This is a genomic window from Polaribacter sp. Hel_I_88 (genome assembly GCF_000687935.1).
GTDB lineage: Bacteria > Bacteroidota > Bacteroidia > Flavobacteriales > Flavobacteriaceae > Polaribacter.
The window spans coordinates 1,861,303-1,877,322 of record NZ_JHZZ01000001.1; the positions used below are offsets into that span (position 1 = coordinate 1,861,303).

19 protein-coding genes are annotated in these 16,020 nt (G+C 29.5%); 6 read left to right on the plus strand and 13 right to left on the minus strand.

Features of this window, described 5'->3' with window-relative positions; all coding sequences use genetic code 11:
• Positions 1-37 precede the first annotated feature (37 nt).
• Together P161_RS0108305 and P161_RS0108310 are read left to right on the plus strand one after the other, a co-directional pair.
• The gene (locus P161_RS0108305; protein ID WP_026776550.1) at positions 38-898 is read left to right on the plus strand and encodes a flavin reductase family protein; all 861 of its coding nucleotides are present in this window, start codon (positions 38-40) and stop codon (positions 896-898) included.
• 5 nt (positions 899-903) lie between these two features.
• Entirely contained in the window at positions 904-1,272 is a 369-nt protein-coding gene (locus tag P161_RS0108310; protein ID WP_026776551.1) for a DUF3127 domain-containing protein, read from the plus strand.
• Between the two features lie 97 nt (positions 1,273-1,369).
• Here the strand turns inward: P161_RS0108310 and P161_RS0108315 are convergent, their stop codons facing one another.
• Positions 1,370-1,609 (minus strand): DUF1456 family protein, encoded by a 240-nt coding sequence (locus P161_RS0108315; protein WP_026776552.1) that lies wholly within the window; start codon positions 1,607-1,609, stop codon positions 1,370-1,372.
• Between the two features lie 54 nt (positions 1,610-1,663).
• Complete coding sequence (locus tag P161_RS0108320) at positions 1,664-2,293, minus strand: YqaA family protein (RefSeq protein WP_026776553.1); 630 nt, start codon at positions 2,291-2,293, stop codon at positions 1,664-1,666.
• Between the two features lie 120 nt (positions 2,294-2,413).
• Between P161_RS0108320 and aat the strand changes: the two genes are divergently transcribed.
• On the plus strand, positions 2,414-3,040 hold the full coding sequence (gene aat / locus P161_RS0108325) for a leucyl/phenylalanyl-tRNA--protein transferase (RefSeq protein WP_026776554.1): 627 nt from the start codon (positions 2,414-2,416) through the stop codon (positions 3,038-3,040).
• 93 nt (positions 3,041-3,133) lie between these two features.
• On the opposite strand, the gene P161_RS0108330 is transcribed toward aat, so the two are convergent.
• Entirely contained in the window at positions 3,134-3,982 is an 849-nt protein-coding gene (locus P161_RS0108330; RefSeq protein WP_026776555.1) for an OmpA family protein, read from the minus strand.
• A gap of 115 nt (positions 3,983-4,097) precedes the next feature.
• On the opposite strand from P161_RS0108330, the gene P161_RS0108335 reads away from it, so the two are divergent.
• On the plus strand, positions 4,098-5,078 hold the full coding sequence (locus tag P161_RS0108335; RefSeq protein ID WP_026776556.1) for an FAD:protein FMN transferase: 981 nt from the start codon (positions 4,098-4,100) through the stop codon (positions 5,076-5,078).
• Positions 5,079-5,111: 33 nt separating this feature from the next.
• Here P161_RS0108335 and P161_RS0108340 read toward each other — a convergent pair whose 3' ends face one another.
• The 8 genes from P161_RS0108340 to P161_RS0108375 form a co-directional block, all read right to left on the minus strand.
• Complete coding sequence (locus P161_RS0108340) at positions 5,112-5,888, minus strand: class I SAM-dependent methyltransferase (protein ID WP_081817007.1); 777 nt, start codon at positions 5,886-5,888, stop codon at positions 5,112-5,114.
• Between the two features lie 76 nt (positions 5,889-5,964).
• Positions 5,965-6,339 carry a GxxExxY protein gene (locus P161_RS0108345; RefSeq protein WP_026776558.1) on the minus strand — a complete coding sequence of 125 codons (375 nt, stop codon included), beginning with the start codon at positions 6,337-6,339 and terminating at the stop codon, positions 5,965-5,967.
• A gap of 67 nt (positions 6,340-6,406) precedes the next feature.
• Positions 6,407-7,210, minus strand: coding sequence for a type I methionyl aminopeptidase (gene map / locus P161_RS0108350; RefSeq protein ID WP_026776559.1), 804 nt, complete (start codon positions 7,208-7,210; stop codon positions 6,407-6,409).
• A gap of 211 nt (positions 7,211-7,421) precedes the next feature.
• Positions 7,422-7,934: a DUF2335 domain-containing protein gene (locus tag P161_RS0108355; RefSeq protein WP_026776560.1), complete on the minus strand. Its 513-nt coding sequence runs from the start codon at positions 7,932-7,934 to the stop codon at positions 7,422-7,424.
• Positions 7,935-7,940: 6 nt separating this feature from the next.
• Positions 7,941-8,180 carry a hypothetical protein gene (locus tag P161_RS0108360; protein ID WP_026776561.1) on the minus strand — a complete coding sequence of 80 codons (240 nt, stop codon included), beginning with the start codon at positions 8,178-8,180 and terminating at the stop codon, positions 7,941-7,943.
• Positions 8,181-8,409: 229 nt separating this feature from the next.
• On the minus strand, positions 8,410-9,009 hold the full coding sequence (locus tag P161_RS0108365; protein ID WP_026776562.1) for a thioredoxin family protein: 600 nt from the start codon (positions 9,007-9,009) through the stop codon (positions 8,410-8,412).
• Positions 9,010-9,011: 2 nt separating this feature from the next.
• Entirely contained in the window at positions 9,012-10,529 is a 1,518-nt protein-coding gene (gene gpmI, locus P161_RS0108370) for a 2,3-bisphosphoglycerate-independent phosphoglycerate mutase (protein ID WP_026776563.1), read from the minus strand.
• Between the two features lie 46 nt (positions 10,530-10,575).
• Positions 10,576-10,833 carry a hypothetical protein gene (locus P161_RS0108375; protein WP_026776564.1) on the minus strand — a complete coding sequence of 86 codons (258 nt, stop codon included), beginning with the start codon at positions 10,831-10,833 and terminating at the stop codon, positions 10,576-10,578.
• A 188-nt stretch (positions 10,834-11,021) separates the two neighbouring features.
• Between P161_RS0108375 and P161_RS0108380 the strand changes: the two genes are divergently transcribed.
• Together P161_RS0108380 and P161_RS0108385 are read left to right on the plus strand one after the other, a co-directional pair.
• A complete protein-coding gene (locus P161_RS0108380) occupies positions 11,022-12,767 on the plus strand; it encodes an aromatic amino acid hydroxylase (protein ID WP_026776565.1) in 1,746 nt (581 codons plus the stop codon).
• A gap of 44 nt (positions 12,768-12,811) precedes the next feature.
• The gene (locus P161_RS0108385; RefSeq protein WP_036841850.1) at positions 12,812-13,093 is read left to right on the plus strand and encodes a rhodanese-like domain-containing protein; all 282 of its coding nucleotides are present in this window, start codon (positions 12,812-12,814) and stop codon (positions 13,091-13,093) included.
• A gap of 94 nt (positions 13,094-13,187) precedes the next feature.
• On the opposite strand, the gene P161_RS0108390 is transcribed toward P161_RS0108385, so the two are convergent.
• Both P161_RS0108390 and P161_RS0108395 read right to left on the minus strand, forming a co-directional pair.
• On the minus strand, positions 13,188-13,841 hold the full coding sequence (locus P161_RS0108390) for a response regulator transcription factor (protein ID WP_026776567.1): 654 nt from the start codon (positions 13,839-13,841) through the stop codon (positions 13,188-13,190).
• Positions 13,842-13,887: 46 nt separating this feature from the next.
• Positions 13,888-15,993, minus strand: a complete 2,106-nt coding sequence (locus P161_RS0108395; RefSeq protein WP_197026335.1) for a tetratricopeptide repeat-containing sensor histidine kinase — start codon at positions 15,991-15,993, stop codon at positions 13,888-13,890.
• Between the last annotated feature and the right edge of the window lie 27 nt (positions 15,994-16,020).

Here is a 16,020-nt window from a genome sequence, read left to right on the forward strand (position 1 = left end):
AAAATCACTCGAAGTGACATTTATCTAAATTTTAAATATGCTTTCTATAGATCCAAAAGAAATATCAACAGGAAAATTACATGGTTATTTATTAGGTGCAATTGCTCCAAGACCCATTGCGTTTGCAAGTACCATTGATGCTGAAGGAAACCCAAATTTATCTCCTTATTCGTTTTTTAATGTGTTTGGTTCAAATCCGCCAACATTAATATTTTCGCCAGCAAGAAGAGTAAGAGACAATACTATAAAACACACGTTAGAAAACGCTTTGGAAACAAAAGAAGTAGTTATAAATGTGGTAAATTATGACATTGTGCAACAAATGTCTTTAAGCTCTACAGAATATGCAAAAGGTGTAAATGAATTTGAAAAAGCAGGTTTTACAATGTTAAAATCGGATAAAATAAAACCTTTTAGAGTTGCAGAATCTCCTGTACAATTTGAATGTAAAGTAAAAGATGTTATTTTTACAGGTGATGAAGGAGGAGCAGGGAATTTAATAGTTTGTGAGGTAGTAAAAATGCATATTTCTGATGCTGTTTTAGATGAAAATGGAGCGATTGATCAACATAAAATTGATTTGGTTGCAAGAGCTGGAGGAAGTTATTATACAAGAGCTAGAGATGGTTTTTTTGAAATTGATAAACCAATAGCTACTTTAGGAATTGGTGTTGATCAAATTCCTGCAGAAATTAGGAACAGTACCATCCTTACAGGAAACAATTTGGGCATGTTAGGAAACGTAGAGCAATTGCCTTTAGATGAAACTGTTGATAACTTTGCGAAAGAACATCCGCAATTTATTGGGTTAGAAACTACAAAAAAACATACATTTGCCCAAGATTTTTTAAGTAATAACGATGTAGAAAGTGCTTGGAAAGTACTTTTATTAAAATAAATATTATGGAAGTTATTGGTAAAGTAAAGTTAATTGGAGAAGTACAAACGTTTGGTGCAAACGGATTTAGAAAAAGAGAATTGGTTGTAACTACAGACGATCAATATCCACAGATGATTATGATTGAATTTGTACAAGATAAAACAGATTTATTGAATAATTATAAAGTGGGGCAAGATGTAAAAGTTTCTATTAATTTAAGAGGTAGAGAATGGATCAATCCACAAGGAGAAGCTAAGTATTTTAACTCTATACAAGGTTGGAGAATTGAAGGTATTTCTGGAGGAGCATCTGCACAAAACTTACCACCTGTAGATCAATTTGAGCCAGCATCTAACGTTTCTGATGATGAGCCAGATGATTTACCATTTTAATATAGACATTAGTTTCTTGACTATAGTCGATAGTAATAAAAAGAGTGCAATTTTAATGAAAATTGCACTCTTTTTATTTTTGTTTAAACTCTAAAGTCTATTTCTTCTTTTCTGGCATTGGTCCACGTAAATGCACAACTAAACCGTTTAAAAAATTACGTAAAAATTGATCTCCACATTCTACATATTTTGGGTGATCTTCTGCTCTAAAAATAGCACCTAATTCCGCTTTTGATACTTTAAAATCTACCAAAGCACAAATTTCTATAATATCTGTATCACGTAATTTATGTGCTACTCTTAATTTTTTGAAAATATCATTATTACTTAATCCCATATTATAAATATACGTTTTTTAGTGATACTATTAAAGTTGATAAACTATGTAAAGTTAATCTACTACTTGAAAAATGGCCCAAGCATAAGCCGCAAATCTAGCAAATCGAAAAAGCCCAAAAAAGACTACATTTCTAAAAGGATATTTGATCATTCCTGCAGCTAAACAAGCAATTGAAAAAGGTAGAGGTAATAATGCCCCAACTAAAATTAAAAAACCTCCCCATTTTCGAGTGTTTTTTAAATTTGCAGCCATTTTTACTTCTAAATATTCTTTAAGTGATTTTATTTTTAAAGCTGTTTTTCCAATAAAATAAGAAACCAAACCTCCTAAATAAGACAACGTAGCTAAAATTGATAGGTTTATTATAGGACTTTCCGTTTTTCCAGACCAAGCAATAAAAATTTCTGGAGGAACTAACCCCAGCAAAGTTTCGGAAACGAAAAAAGTTATTAAAATACCGGTTTTAGAAAATGTCTCTGTAATTGTTTCTAAACCTTCATTAATATCATATACATATTTATTAAAAAGAAACACGCCAATAACAACCAAAACAATTGGAATAAATGCTTTTTTTACGCTTTCCCAAACAAATAAATAAAAGCCAGTTCTCCCATAATAATTATGGAGTCTTTTACCTATAAATTCAGTATTTTTCTTTCTTTTTTTGCGCTTTTTTTCCAAGAAACTTTTTATTTTGTTTAATTTACAAAAATACTAACAATAATCTTATCTTTTAAACTAAATGATAGTTTAACGGATTTTTAATAATTTACTACATTCGCATAAAAATATACAAAAAAAGTGATTTGGCTTTCAGATAAAATAGAATTTCCAGCATATAAATTTACAACTAAAGATGGTATTTTGGCTTTGGGTGGAGATTTGTCATCAGAAAGATTAATTCATGCCTACAAAAATGGAATTTTTCCTTGGTTTTCAGAAGATGATCCTATTGTTTGGTATTGTCCTCATAAAAGAATGGTTTTATATCCAAAGGATTTAAAAGTATCAAAATCCATGCGAAAATTCATCAACAAAAACGAGTTTACGATTACAGAAAATACGGCTTTTGAAGAAGTAATTTATAATTGTAAAAACATTGAAAGAGGAGATGGTTTTGGTACTTGGATTACAGATGAAATGGAACAAGCTTTCATCAACCTGCATAAAAATGGGGTTGCAAAATCTATAGAGGTTTGGTTTGACAACAAATTAGTGGGTGGTTTGTATGGATTAGAAATTAATAATATTTTTTGTGGAGAAAGTATGTTTAGCAAAGTTTCTAATGCCTCAAAATTGGCGTTTATTCATCTATCAAAAAATAAAAATTACAAATTAATAGATTGCCAAATATATAATGAACATTTGGCAAGTTTAGGTGCCAAAGAAATTGATAGAGATTTGTTTTTAGAGATTTTGAAAAACTAATTTTTGCTGTTCTTTTTTGATATTTAAAAAGTAAGTCCAAAAAAAAAGACTTTCTTGAGGAAAGTCTTTTTTTAAGATTATACAAACTAAAAATTAGTTAGCATCTTGCTCTAATAAATCAAAAAACTGATTTAGTTTAGGCATAATGATAATTTTTGTTCTTCTGTTTATAGATTTATTTTCAGCAGAATCGTTTGGTGCTAATGGCACATATTGACTTCTACCAGCTGCAATTAATCTCTCTGGAGTTACTCCATATTTATACTGTAAAATTCTTGTGATTGAAGTTGCTCTTAAAGCAGATAAATCCCAGTTATCTTGAATTATATTTCTTTTAATTGGTGTAGAATCTGTATGCCCTTCAATCATCACATCCATTTTAGGTTGATCCTTAATTACCTTTGCAATTTTTTCTAAAACAGTGTATGCTTTATCAGTTACGTTATAACTACCGCTTTTAAATAATAATTTATCAGAAATAGAGATAAAAACAACTGTTTTTTCGACATTTACAGTAATATCTTCATCTTGAATGCCATCAGTTAAATTTTTAGTTAAGTGATATTTTATAGCTAGATTAATAGAATCTTTCTGCGTCATTGCTTGTCTAATTCCATTAATATACTTGTCTTTTTCATTTAACTGAGAAATTACAGTTTTAATGTTGTCAGAAGAAGATTGCGTTAAAACAGTTAAGTTTTCAACTTGTTTCAAAGCTGTTTTTTTATCTTCTTTTAAAGAACTAATTTGCTCTCCAAGAGCATTTAATTTAGCTTCTTGCTTTTCTTTTTCTATTAAGTATTTTTGTAAGGTAGTTTCTACTGTTAATAGTTCTTCTTTAGTCTGAGAATTGTTAGCTTCTAACTGCGCATATTTCTTTTTAGAAACACAAGAAGTTACAAGGATTAAAGAAAATAGTACTAATATTGATGCTTTTTTCATTTTTTTTATAATTAAATTCAAGCAACAAATTTAACAAAATAGACATACAATAAGCATAATAAATAGGATTTTATGAAAACTTTATATGCTATTTTTGTAAAAAACTACCATAATTATGAAAACTATAAAAACTATCCTATTTTATTCATTTTTATTGACTTTTATTGCATGTAAACAGTCTTCTATTAAAAAGGATTTTGTTTTAAAAGGCTTTGTTTTTGGTACTACTTATAAAATAACGTATTTAAACGCCGATAAAAATTACAAAAAATCTTTAGATAGTCTTTTCTTATTGGTAAATAATTCAGTGTCTACTTATATGGAAACTTCGGATATTTCTCAAATAAATCAAGGAAATACTAGTATTTCTATTGATGAAATATTTACGGAAGTCTTTAAAAAATCTAAAAAAATATATAAAGAAACTGATGGGTTTTTCGACCCAACTGTTGGAAATTTAGTGAATGCTTATGGCTTTGGACCTAAAAACGAAATGTTAAATTTAACAGATATTGAGGTTTTTGAACAAATGCAATTTGTTGGTTTGGATAAAGTAAAACTTGTGAATGGTGAAATTGTAAAAGAACATCCTAACGTTTATTTAGATTTTAATTCGATTGCTAAAGGTTTTGGGATTGATGTAATTGCACGTTTTTTTAATGATAAAAATATTGATAGTTATTTGATAGAAATTGGTGGAGAGATTAGAGCAAAAGGAACCAAGAAAAATGATGAACCTTGGATTATTAAATTGGTGAATCCTGTGGATGTAGAAAATGGTTTTAAGGTGATTAATTTGTCTGATAAATCGATGGCAACTTCTGGCAACTATAGAAAATTCAGAGTTTCTGAAGATGGAAAAAAATATGTTCATACTGTCAATCCAAAAACAGGTTTTGCAACAGAAAGTAACTTGTTAAGTGCTTCTGTAATTGGTGCTGTAGACTGTGCAGATGTAGATGCGTATGCTACTGCGTTTATGGCAATGGGTTTAGAAAAAACCAAAGAGTTTTTAAAAAATAATAACGAATTAAAAGTGATTCTTATCTATCTGAATAAGAATGGAGATTTAGAGGAATATAGCACTTATAAGTAGTTTTAAGGTGATAAAAAGTTTCAAGAATTCAAGTTACAACTTATAACAAACAGGTAAAATTTCGCCTTTCATCAAACAAAAACGGTTTAATATTTCTTCGGATATCTTTTTGGTGTAGTCAATTTCATCAACCTTAAAACCAACAGATCGTAGTTTGTTAAAATAGTCGAGTCCATACACTCTTACATGATCATATTGCCCGAAAATTTTGGCACGTTCTTTTTTATCGGTAATAGAATCGTCTTCAAAAGTTGTTTTTCTTGATGTATCTTGTGGAATCTGAAAAATACCAAATCCACCTTTTTTGAGCACTCTATACAATTCCTGCATGGCTTTTTTATCATCTGGAATATGCTCTAAAACATGATTGCAAAAAATTACATCGTAAGAATTATCAGCAAAAGGTAGATCGCAAATATCTGCTTTTACATCTGCAATCGGACTTTCTAAATCAGATGTTGTGTAGTCTAAATTTTTTTGTTTTCTAAAAATATCTAAAAAACATTGTTCAGGTGCAATGTGTAATACTTTTAGTTTCTCTTTGGATGTAAAAAAATCAGTTTCATCCTTTAAAAATAACCACATTAATCGATGCCTCTCTAAAGATAATGTTGATGGGGAAAGCGCGTTTTCTCGTTGTTTTCCATATCCATAAGGTAAAAATTTACGAAAAGATTTTCCATCAATAGGATCTGTAAATTTATCGCCTTTTAAAGTTAATGCTATTACTGGACGCACCAAATAACTAACCTTTATAAGCAAAGGTCTTGGTATTGTATTAAGAATTTTTTTGAAAATTTTATTTGACACAGATTTCACGGATTTTCACTGATAATTACTTTCATAATTTCATAGGTAAAGATTATAAAAATTTACCAAGTCAATATTATAAAATTACTCTTTTGTACTTTAAACTATCTTCACCAAAGTTAATTAATAAACCGATTCTTAATTTTGAAACAGCTAAATAATTTAAAGTTTGTTTTACATGAGAATCCGTTAAACAACGAATAGCTTTTATTTCTAAAACGATGTTACCATTAATTATAAAGTCTACCCTATATTTATGAGGAAGAATATTCCCTTTGTATGTAATATTAAATGTTTTCTCTTTTGAATATTCAATATTATTATTTATAAATTCTATTTCTAAGGCATCACTATAAACTACTTCACTAAATCCTTTTCCTAATTGGTTATGAACTTCCATACAAATTCCAATAATTTTATATGTATCTTCTTTATAAAGTAGACTGTTCATAATATTTAATTATTTAATTCGTGAAAATCTGTGAAATCTGTGTCAAAATTTATCAGATAAAATCTCTTTACTGTCTAAACTCATCTTCTTCATCAGTAACAATTCCCAAAGCTTCATTAATATATTTAAAAGTAGAAAGTAGTTCTGGTTTTCCGTTTACAATGGCAACATCATGTTCAAAATGCGCAGAAGGTTTATTATCTAAAGTGGTAATTGTCCAACCATCAGCATGATGTCTTATTTTGTGAGTTCCCATATTTGTCATAGGTTCTATGGCAACTACCATTCCTTCAACAAACTTTTTTCCTCTTCCTCTTCTACCATAGTTTGGCATTTCTGGATCTTCGTGCATTTCGCGTCCTAAACCATGACCTACCAATTCTCTTACAACACCATAACCGTGCTTTTCTGTAAAGTTCTGAATGGCATAACCCACATCGCCAACTCTATTGCCTGCTTTAAATTCGCGAATTCCTACATATAAACTTTCTTTGGTAACTTCTAAAAGTTTTTTGGTTTCAGCATCAATTTCGCCAACAGCAAATGTATAGGCATGATCTCCATAAAAGCCATTTTTAAGAGCTCCACAATCAATAGAAATAATATCACCTTCTTTTAAAGGTTCTTTAGTTGGGAAGCCGTGAACAACTTGCGAGTTTGGACTCATACAAAGTGTATTTGGAAAATCATACAAACCTAAAAAGCCAGGAATTGCACCTTGTTCTCTAATAAAATCTTCGGCAAGCTTATCTAAATATAAAGTAGTTACACCAGGTTTTACTTCTTTGGCAAGCATTCCTAATGTTTTAGAAACGATTAATGCACTTTCGCGCATAATTTCTATTTCTTCTCGGGTTTTAATTTTAATCATTTTAAAAAAATTGAGCCACAAAGTTACTATATTTATTGAGAATTACTTGTTTGAGGAAGATAAAGGATTTTGAAAAAGAAAGACGTGAATTATATAAATTATACAAATTTTATTATTTGTGGCTATTTGTGAAGTTTTTCCTAAAAAAAAAACACCAAACTTTTAAGCTTATAACTTAATGTTTGGTGTTTGCAATAATTTAAGACGAACGTTATTCATCTTTATTTTCTTTTTGAATATTTTTACCTATTACAAATACTGAGACTAAACTTACAACTGTACCTCCAGCTATAATTCCTCCGACAGTAGTTTCTCCCATAGCAGCTAAAAAAGTTCCACTTCCAATACCTACAATTCCGATAATAAGTCCAAATATTTGCCCTAATTTACTTTGGCTTGATTGACTAGTAATAACTTTGTCCTCCATTTTCATTCTATGAACTTGTTGAACTTCTGCCATTTTCATAATTCTATCTGCTCCTTCTGGTATAACTGAATTATATTTAATTAAAGTGTCAGCATCAGGCAAAGGACCTGAGTGGCTTTTATGTTGAATAGAGACAACAGAAATACTATGAAGTATCTCCATTTTTTTCTTAAGAGGAACACCTTTAAATATTTCGGGATTAAGACTTACTAAATCCTCTTCTATTTCTTGTAATTCTTCAGGTATTTCTTGTTGAGCTTTTTGAATTGCAGCCTTATTAGATGATTTTTTTGACACTAAAAACTATTTTAGACAAAGCTCTCGCTTATTTTTATTCTCAAACTTTTCTTTTGATTTCTTAATATCATCACCTATATTTTCCCAATCTGACATTATTGCTTTAAAGTCAGCTTCTTTTTCTGTTTTAGAATAGTTATAATCAAAATAACTACCTGCTAAATTCAAAATAGAACCCATTCCTACCCAAAAATTATTTTTCGGTAAGAGGTGATTAGTTCCATATTTAATATTTCGTTTCTTCATAGTTATAATTTAATGACTTAAATGTAATAAAAAAATTATTCTTAATATAGCACAAAAGTAGTAAAAATACTACATCTAACAATGTACATATAAAATAGCTAATTTCATGCCAAAACAAAGTTAATATTTAATATATTAACGTAATTATAAGATGAAATATTGTACGTTTTGTTACAAACTACTTTTTATATAAGTAACTTTTATTCGTTAACTAAAGTTTTTCAACTATTTAATCTTCACTCTTATCATAAGAATGTTTGTAGCTTTTACCTTGCACAATTTTTAAAATATCTTTTTCGATGGTTTCTCTTGGGTATTCTACAAAACGTCCTACTTCTTTATCGTTTTTTAAAAAGATAAAAGTTGGCACTCTTATAAGATTGTATCCTTCTTGTAAATTGTCTGGAGTTCTTTTATTTCTTCCTACAGATATCAATTCAAAGTAGTCTTCATTAAAACCAGTTTCTTCTAAAATTTTATAAAAACGAGGAACTTCTCTTCTGCTATCTCCACACCAAGTTCCCATAAATCCTTTAATTGTAAAGTTGTTTATTTCGCCTTTCAATTGTTCAATTACTTCTTTGTCAGTTGTGTATTCTTCATACCTGCTGTCAAACCAAGATTTATAAGCATCATCTGTAAAAGATTCTTTATTAACAATACCAATTAAATAACCTCTGTCATTTTTTTCTGCATTAACCTCTGCAGCTTTTTCTCTTTCAATTACTTCAACTTCATCAATAACTACTTTTTTGCTGTCTACAGAAGTTTTACTTGTGTTACAAGCCATAAAAATAATTGTTGACAATAATATTAAAGTGTATTTCATAATTATAATAACGATTTTTGTGTCATTTCTACTGGTTGTTCTACTCCAATTAGCTCTAAAATTGTTGGAGCTATATCGCCTAAAATACCACTTTTTATTGATTTTATTTCCTCATCAATTAAAATAAAAGGAACAGGGTTTGTGGTGTGTGCTGTATGAGGAGAACCATCAGGATTCATCATAGTTTCGCAGTTTCCATGATCTGCAATTAATAGGGTTGTGTAGCCATTTGCCAAACCAGTTTCAATTACTTTTTGTGCACAAATATCTACAGTTTCGCAAGCTTTTATGGCAGCTTCCATAATTCCTGTATGACCAACCATATCTCCATTTGCGAAATTTAAACAGACAAAATCTGCTTCGCCTTTCTCTAAATCTTCACACAAAGCCTCAGTTAATTCGTATGCTGACATTTCTGGTTGTAAATCGTACGTTGCTACTTTTGGTGAGTTTTTTAAAATTCGAGATTCACCTTCAAAAGGAGCTTCTTGGCCACCAGAAAAGAAAAACGTTACGTGAGGATATTTCTCTGTTTCAGCAATTCTTATTTGTTTTTTACCCGCTTTTGATAAAACTTCACCTAAGGTGTTTTTAATATTGTCTGTATTATAAATTACGTTGATACCTTTAAAAGATTCATCATACAAAGTGATGGTTGTAAAATGCAAATCTAATTTTTTCATTCCAAACTCTGGAAAATCAACTTGAGATAAAGCACTTGTTAATTCTCTTCCTCTATCTGTTCTGTAATTAAAGAATAAAACTACATCACCAGATTCAATTTTGGCTTTTGCAGAACCATCTGCATTTGTAGCGATAATTGGTTCTATAAATTCGTCAGTAATTCCAGCTTCGTAATTTTCTTTAATAGTTGCAACAATATCATGGGTTTTAGTTCCAATTCCTTTTACGATACCATCGTAAGCTTTTTTAATTCTTTCCCATCTATTATCTCTATCCATCGCAAAATAACGACCAGTAACAGAGGCAATTTCTCCAGTGGTTTTCTTCATATATTCTTGAAGATCATTCATGAAAAAAGCACCAGATTTTGGGTCACAATCTCGTCCATCAGAAAAAGCATGCACAAAAACATTTTGCACATTTTGTTCTTTTGCAACATCTAAAAGACCTTTTACGTGGTTAATGTGTGAGTGAATTCCACCATCTGAGACCAACCCTAATAAATGTACTTTTTTATTATTTTCTTTGGCATATGTAAACGTATCTAACAAAACTTTTTCTTGTCCTAACGTTTTTTCACGAACAGCTTTGTTGATTCTTGCTAAGTTTTGATATACAATTCTACCAGCACCTAAATTCATGTGGCCAACTTCAGAATTCCCCATTTGCCCTTCAGGCAAGCCAACATTTTCTCCATCTGTTCTTAAAGATGCGTTTGGATATTTATTGTATAAAGCGTTTATGTATGGTGTTTTTGCGTTGTAAATGGCAGATACTTTTGGGTCTTGTGTAATTCCCCAGCCATCTAAGATCATTAAGATTACTTTCTTGTTCATTTTTCTATATTATACTGTAAAAATAAGAAAGATTTTAGAGAACCATTTAAAATTTTACGAAACCGATAACGTAAATCAAGATGATCATTATAAAAATTAGAATTATACTATTTCTTTTTAGAGTTTTTCTATTTTCTTTTTGAAGTTTTTCTCTGATATTTTTAAGTTGATGAGGAGTTGCTTTTTTATCAAAAGAAACTTGAATATTTTTACCTGCTTTTAAATCTTTCATTTTTTTAAAAGCAGAAACACGCTCTCTTTTGTTGTTTTTTAACGAAGTAACCATTGCAGCTATTGAACCCATAACGTAGATATTTATATATAAGTAGTTGAAAATCAATAAATGTTACAAAAACAAACTGAAATATGTAGTGAATGAGATTGTTTATATTTTTATTAGAATCGATTATGGAATCAATTTTTAACAAGAAAAAAGTATTTCTTCATTTACAAAATTCGTAATTTTACACAGTTAATTTTATCAAATATCTAATGGAATTGCATTTTGAATTAAACGAAGTTACCAAAAAGTTACCCAAACATTTGCACAAGTTTGTTGTAAAGCAACCTTATGAAGAATATACCTCTCAAAACCAAGCAGTTTGGAGATATGTGATGCGAATGAATGTAGATTATTTGAGCAAAGTTGCTCATAAATCTTACATGCCAGGTTTGGGAAAAACAGGAATTTCTACAGAAAATATTCCTAAAATGGAAGGTATGAATCGAATTTTGAAAGAAATTGGTTGGGCTGCAGTTTCTGTAGATGGTTTTATTCCTCCAAATGCTTTTATGGAATTTCAAGCCTATAATGTGTTGGTGATTGCATCAGATATGCGAACCATAAATCATATAGAGTATACTCCAGCTCCAGATATTATTCATGAAGCTGCTGGTCATGCACCTATTATTGCAAATCCTGAATATTCTGAATATTTAAGACGTTTTGGAGAAATTGGAAGCAAAGCAATTTCATCTGCCAAAGATTATGAAATGTACGAAGCCATTCGTCTTTTATCCATCTTAAAAGAAAACCCAAATTCTACTGAAAAGGAGATTAATGAAGCACAAGAACAAGTAGAGTGGTTGCAAAATAATATGGGTGAATTGTCGGAAATGGCAATGATTCGTAATTTACATTGGTGGACAGTAGAATATGGTTTGATTGGTACTTTAGAAAACCCAAAAATTTATGGAGCAGGTTTGCTGTCATCTATTGGAGAAAGTGCTTGGTGTATGCAAGATGAAGTTAAAAAAATGCCTTATTCAATTGAGGCTGCTAGAATTAATTTTGATATTACAAAACCACAACCTCAATTATTTGTTACGCCAGATTTTGCCTATTTAAGTTTGGTTTTAGACGAATTTGCAAATACAATGGCTTTGCGAAAAGGAGGTTTAAATGGGATAAAAAAATTGATAGATTCAAAAGGTTTAGGAACAATTGAATTAACAACAGGAATACAGATTTCTGGAAATTTTGATAAAGTAATTCCGTTTAAAAATAACAAAGTTGCCTATTTTCAAACTGTTGGCGAAACTGCTTTGGCTAATAGAGATAAAGAGTTGATTGGTCATGGAATTTCAACGCACAAAAATGGTTTTGGAAGTCCTATTGGGAAGTTAAAAGGAATTAATTTGCCTATTGAAGACATGAGTCCAAGAGATTTAAAAGCCTATGGAATTTACGAAGGCGAATTTATGACTTTGGAGTTTGAAAGTGGCATCATTCTAAAAGGAAAAGCAATTACAGGAACCAGAGATTTACGTGGTAAAATTTTAATGATTACGTTTGATGAATGTACAGTAACTTACCAAGATGAGGTGTTATTTAAACCAGAGTGGGGTTTGTATGATATGGCTGTTGGTAAAGAAGTTGTTTCTGCGTATGCTGGAGCTGCAGATGTTGCGTCTTTTTTAGATACAAGCAAAGTTTCTGAAACAAAAACGCACAAAATAACCTATTCAGAAGCTGCTAAAAAACTGTATATTTTGTATGATGAGGTTCGTGAAATGCGTGAAACAAATTCAGCAACTGAAGCAAAAATAGAAGTGATATTTCATCGACTTAAAAAAGAATATTCAGAGGATTGGTTGCTATTATTAGAATTGTATGAATTGGCGTTAGAAAACAATTTTGCTATTAAAAAAGATATTCTAAATACTTTGGAAGCATTAAAAAGTATCAAAAGTTATACAAAGCTTATAGAAAATGGCTTAAATTTGCATCTTAATTAAATTAAAACAACATGGGTTTATTTGACATGTTTAAAAGAAAAGATATGAGTTTAGATATTAAAGAATATTTAGAAAACGACGCTGTTATTTTAGATGTAAGAACACAAGAAGAGTGGAATGAAGGGCATATTGAAAACGCAAAACATATTGTTTTAAATTTAATTCCTTTAAAAATTGAGGAAATAAAAGCTTGGGATAAACCAGTAATTGCTGTTTGTAGAAGTGGAGGTAGAAGTGGGCAAGCTGCACAGTTTTTAAAGCAAAATGGTGTAGATGTTATCAATGGTGGTCCTTGGCAAAATGTAGATCAGTATATAGAAAAGTAAAAATAATATATGTTTTAAAGATTCTGCACAAATTGCAGGATGAGTTCAACTAAAAAATTTAAGGAATTTTAAAATTCCTTAAATTTAAGTTTTATTAAATCAAATTCCTTTTTTGAGCTTTCATAACAGCTTCCATTTTACTGTGAACTTGTAGCTTTTTGTAGATATTTTCTATGTGTTTTCGAACAGTTGAAGGCGAAATAATTAAATTATCTGAAATATTATTATAATTTAAACCTTTGCTTAACTGAAGTAAAATTTCGGTTTCTCTTTTGGTCAATTTAATTTCCTCAACATTTTCAGGTTCAGAAGTAGATAAATCAGGATTTCGTAATAAATTTAAGGTTTTCAAAGCAATACTTGGCGTCATTGGTGCACCACCTTCTGTTACTTCTATAATACTTTTGTATAAATTTTCGGCGTCAATTTCTTTTAATAAATAGCCATTTGCACCTGCTTTTATAGCATTAAAAATATACTCATCATCATCTACAACAGTTAACATAATTACTTTTATCTGCGGATATTTGTTTTTTACCAATTCTGTAGCTTTAATACCATTCATTTCAGGCATTTGAATATCCATTAAAATAACATCTATATTATGGTTTTCCTCTAATTTACCAATGAGCTCTGCACCATTATTAGCATGAAATTTTACGGAAATATCATCAAAAAAAGATAATTTTTCTTTGATGGCTTTCGTTAAGAAATAATTGTCTTCTGCAATGCAAATTTTTAAGTTCATAGCTAACATCTTGATTCATAAAAATAACAATTCTTTTTAATGTTTGTTATACGTCATTTGCCGTATTTTCTAACGCAATTTCTAGCGTAATTTCTGTTCCTATTTTTTCTTTTGAATTAATGCTCACTTTTGCATCAATTTCACTCATTCTTTTTTCCATGTTGCTTAAACCATTTCCTAAATCAACGGAATTTATATCAAAGCCTTTGCCATTATCAATAATAGAAATCACAAAATTTTGATGATCTTTTTTAAGATGAATTTCAACCTTGCTTGCATCCGCATATTTTATTGCGTTATTTATGGCTTCTTGAATTACTCGAAATAAATTCATGCCTATTAAAGACGAAAAACTAGTGTTTTTATCAATAGTGTATAAAATTTCAAACTCTAGTTCTGGCACTGCAAGTTTTGCTTTTTCTATGAACGATAAAATTCTTGAATGCAAATCTTCCACTGAAATTTTACTTTTATTCATAGCCCAAATAGTATCTCTTAACTCATGGATGGTGCCTGATGTAAAAGAACTAATTGTGCTTAATTTGTCTTTTAATTTATCATTAGCATCTTTAGAAATAAACTTTAAATTATCGATTGATGATATGATAAAAGTAAGTTGAGAACCAATATTGTCATGCAAATCTCTAGAAATTCTTAAACGTTGTTCTTGCAGCCTGTTTTGAGTTTTTATAATTGCTAAAGCATCTTTTAAATCGATTTCTTTTTGGAGTTGTTTTCTTTTAAATTGATTTTTTTTGTAAATCCCAAAAAAGATAATTCCTAAAATTAACAATGCTGATGCCAAAAGAATTGCATACAAATTTCTGTTTTTTATGGCTAATTCTTTTTCTAAGAGTTCTTCTTTTTGTATCGCAATTTCTTTTTCTTTTTTTGCAGTTTCATATTTAACTTCAAAATCAGAAATTTTAGTTTGTAAAGAATTTTTAGAGAGTTCGTTCTCTAAATCGTATTGCTTTTGAAGATAGGTGTATGCTTTAGCAAATTGGTTTTTTGCTGCATACACTAACGATAAATTTTTATATACTTTGGCTTTATCAGCAGGATTATTCGAAATTTCTATTAACGGAAGTGCTTTTAATAAATAACTTTCTGCACTATTTATTTGCTTCAATTTTAAGTAATTAACACCTAAATAAAGATAAGAAACTCTTAAAGTTTGAGCGTCATTAGTTTTCTCAGCATCAATTATTACAGACTTGTAAATAGAAATTGCTTTTTTATGTTGATTTCTTACAGTGGCTAATTGAGCAATACCAGTTTTACTGAATAAAATTACCTTGCCATATTCTATTTTTTCAGCAATATTTAAAGATTTTTGATAATAATTTTCTGCTTTCGAATATAGTGACGTGTCTTTTTCTTTCTCTCCAATTTCTTTATACATTCCTGCAATGTTATACAAGCTGTTAGCAACATCAACTTGATTGGTTCCGTTTTTCTTTATCTCTAAAGCTTGTAGATAAAACTCTAAAGCTTTTTGATACTCTTTCATATCTTCATAAATCAAACCAATATTGTTAAAAGATTTACCTAAGGCAGTAGAGTCATTTAATTTTTCTGCAAGAGAAATTGCTTTTTTATGAACGTCTAAAGAACTTTCTGCTTTCCCTAAATAAGACATGGCAAGTGCTTTATTATTCAAAAAACGCAGTTCATCCACTTCGTTTTTCTCTTTTTCAGCCAATGCAAGTGCGCTTGTAAAGTTTTTCAAAGCACTTTCAAAGTCGCCTTTATAAAAATTTAAAACACCTAAATCTCCATAATATTTGTTGTGTAAAAAGTAATCATACTCATCTTTCATTTTTTGCCAAGCCAAATCGTATTTAGCTTGAGATTTTACATAATCTCCTTTTATTAAATATAATTGAGCATATTTTAAAATTGCATGAATGTTTTGCGTTTTAAGAGTTTCTTCAAAATTTGTTAGTTGAATTGTTTTTTGAATATAAATTTCTGCGGAATCTTTATTTGAATTAAAATAATAATCCACCAAATGCATTAAAGTGGTACTTTTTTCTTTTGTACTTGTGGTGTTTTTTAACACCAATTGTAAACTATCAACTTTTTTATCTTGCGAAAAAATGGAAATGCTAAAAAATAAGCTAATACTAAAAACGCGTAATAATTTCATAAAACACTGGTTTTGAAAGCAACAATT

Excerpts from the sequence above, each read along its gene's own strand:
- P161_RS0108360 (WP_026776561.1), bottom strand. The coding sequence starts at position 8,180 with ATGAAGAAACGAAATATTAAATATGGAACTAATCACCTCTTACCGAAA.
- P161_RS0108390 (WP_026776567.1), bottom strand. The coding sequence starts at position 13,841 with ATGAACTTAAAAATTTGCATTGCAGAAGACAATTATTTCTTAACGAAA.
- P161_RS0108380 (WP_026776565.1), top strand. The coding sequence starts at position 11,022 with ATGGAATTGCATTTTGAATTAAACGAAGTTACCAAAAAGTTACCCAAA.
- P161_RS0108365 (WP_026776562.1), bottom strand. The coding sequence starts at position 9,009 with ATGAAATACACTTTAATATTATTGTCAACAATTATTTTTATGGCTTGT.
- P161_RS0108395 (WP_197026335.1), bottom strand. The coding sequence starts at position 15,993 with ATGAAATTATTACGCGTTTTTAGTATTAGCTTATTTTTTAGCATTTCC.
- P161_RS0108335 (WP_026776556.1), top strand. The coding sequence starts at position 4,098 with ATGAAAACTATAAAAACTATCCTATTTTATTCATTTTTATTGACTTTT.
- map (WP_026776559.1), bottom strand. The coding sequence starts at position 7,210 with ATGATTAAAATTAAAACCCGAGAAGAAATAGAAATTATGCGCGAAAGT.
- P161_RS0108305 (WP_026776550.1), top strand. The coding sequence starts at position 38 with ATGCTTTCTATAGATCCAAAAGAAATATCAACAGGAAAATTACATGGT.
- P161_RS0108330 (WP_026776555.1), bottom strand. The coding sequence starts at position 3,982 with ATGAAAAAAGCATCAATATTAGTACTATTTTCTTTAATCCTTGTAACT.
- P161_RS0108345 (WP_026776558.1), bottom strand. The coding sequence starts at position 6,339 with ATGAACAGTCTACTTTATAAAGAAGATACATATAAAATTATTGGAATT.
- P161_RS0108315 (WP_026776552.1), bottom strand. The coding sequence starts at position 1,609 with ATGGGATTAAGTAATAATGATATTTTCAAAAAATTAAGAGTAGCACAT.
- P161_RS0108385 (WP_036841850.1), top strand. The coding sequence starts at position 12,812 with ATGAGTTTAGATATTAAAGAATATTTAGAAAACGACGCTGTTATTTTA.
- gpmI (WP_026776563.1), bottom strand. The coding sequence starts at position 10,529 with ATGAACAAGAAAGTAATCTTAATGATCTTAGATGGCTGGGGAATTACA.
- P161_RS0108375 (WP_026776564.1), bottom strand. The coding sequence starts at position 10,833 with ATGGGTTCAATAGCTGCAATGGTTACTTCGTTAAAAAACAACAAAAGA.
- P161_RS0108310 (WP_026776551.1), top strand. The coding sequence starts at position 904 with ATGGAAGTTATTGGTAAAGTAAAGTTAATTGGAGAAGTACAAACGTTT.